The sequence below is a fragment of the Streptomyces sp. NPDC002730 genome (assembly GCF_042888805.1).
Classification (GTDB): Bacteria; Actinomycetota; Actinomycetes; order Streptomycetales; family Streptomycetaceae; genus Streptomyces.
On the sequence record NZ_JBIAQG010000071.1, the window covers coordinates 1 to 1442 of the forward strand.

The following is a 1442-nucleotide window of genomic DNA, read 5'->3' on the forward strand; positions in this document are numbered from 1 at the left end:
ATGCCGTGACTCTGAGGTGAAAACCTTCCGCAGTTGATCGTCAGGCTGCGGGAGGTTCGGCGGGTGAAGTAGTCGGCGCCCAGGTCGTGGTAGGGCTGGCCGCGGTCGAGCATGTGGTAGATCGCGACGACGATGGAGTGCTGTACCGCCTTGAGGGCGCGGGCGTGTCCGCGGCGGGGTTTGATCCTCTGGTACTGGGCGTGCAGGTAGCTGCCCTTGGAGCGGATCGCGGCCATGGCGCACTCGTGCAGGGCGGCGCCGAGCCATTTGGGGCCCTTGCGGGCGCGTCCGGTGCGGGACTTGCCGGCCGATTCCCAGTTGCCGGGGCAGACGCCGGCCCAGGAGGCGAGCGCCTTGGCCGAGCCGAAGCGGCTCATGTCCGCGCCGATCTCGCCGGTCAGCATCTGGGCGGTGCGCAGGCCGATGCCGGGGATGGTGACCAGCAGCTGGAGCTGGGTCAGGTGTGGGGCCAGGACGGCTTCGATCTCCTCGCCGAGGCGGGCGATCGCCTCGTCCAGGTACTCCAGTTTGGCCAGGATCTCCGCGACAAGCACCCCATGGACATGGCCGAACCGGCCGTCCAGGGCCCTGCGCAGGAGCGGGATCTTGGAGCGGAGCTTGCCTTTGGCCAGGTCGGAAAGGACCTGTGGGTCACGGGTGCCCTTGGTCAGGGCGGCCATCATGGCCCGTCCGGAGACGCCGAGGATGTCGGTGGCGACCGAGGACAGTTTCACTCCGGCGTCCTGCAGGACCTTGTCCAGGCGCTGGGCCTCGCGGCCGCGTTCGTCGATCTGGGCCTTGCGGTAGCGGGTGAACATCCTGGCCTCGCGGATGTCCTTGGGTGGCACGAAACTCGGTTTGACCAGGCCGTGCTGGATGAGCTGGGCGATCCATGCGGCGTCGGCGACGTCGGTCTTGCGCCCGGGGACGTTGTGCATGTGCCGGGCGTTCAGGAGCCAGCACTCGGCGGCGTCCTCCAGCGCGTAGTACACGGGCTTCCAGTAGACGCCGGTCGATTCCATCCCGATCAGGGTGACCTGGTAGGCCGTCAGCCAGTCGCGCAGCGCGAGCAGGTCCGGCCAGGTGGTACCGAAGGTCTGGGTGACTCCCTCGGCCGGCTCCTCCGGGACGCGGACGTTGGCCACCACGGTGTCTCGGTGGACGTCCAGTCCGGCACAGCGTTCGACGATCTCCTCCATGACTCCTCCCCTGTGGTACCTCGGACGGCGTCGCTCGCCCCGTGGGAGGCCCCTTCTCGAAGAGTCTGAGGTTCGTGCTCGCAGCAACCACATCACGTGCCCCGGGCCACCCGCGCCACACTGTTGATCGGGCTCCAGGGCACCACAGAGTCCCGGCGTCAGCGGGGCGTGCACCACCCAGTTTTCATCCACCGCAGGAGGCACGACAAGGCCCGGGATCACTGTTGGTGATGTTGGCGGGGT

Annotated in this window: 1 protein-coding gene; it reads right to left on the minus strand. The window is 68.2% G+C overall.

Annotated elements, in window-relative coordinates:
- Window positions 1-1199 (minus strand): IS110 family transposase (locus ACFYXH_RS42470; RefSeq protein ID WP_389575183.1); only part of this gene is annotated, 1199 nt, incomplete at its 3' end.
- Window positions 1200-1442: the final 243 nt, after the last annotated feature.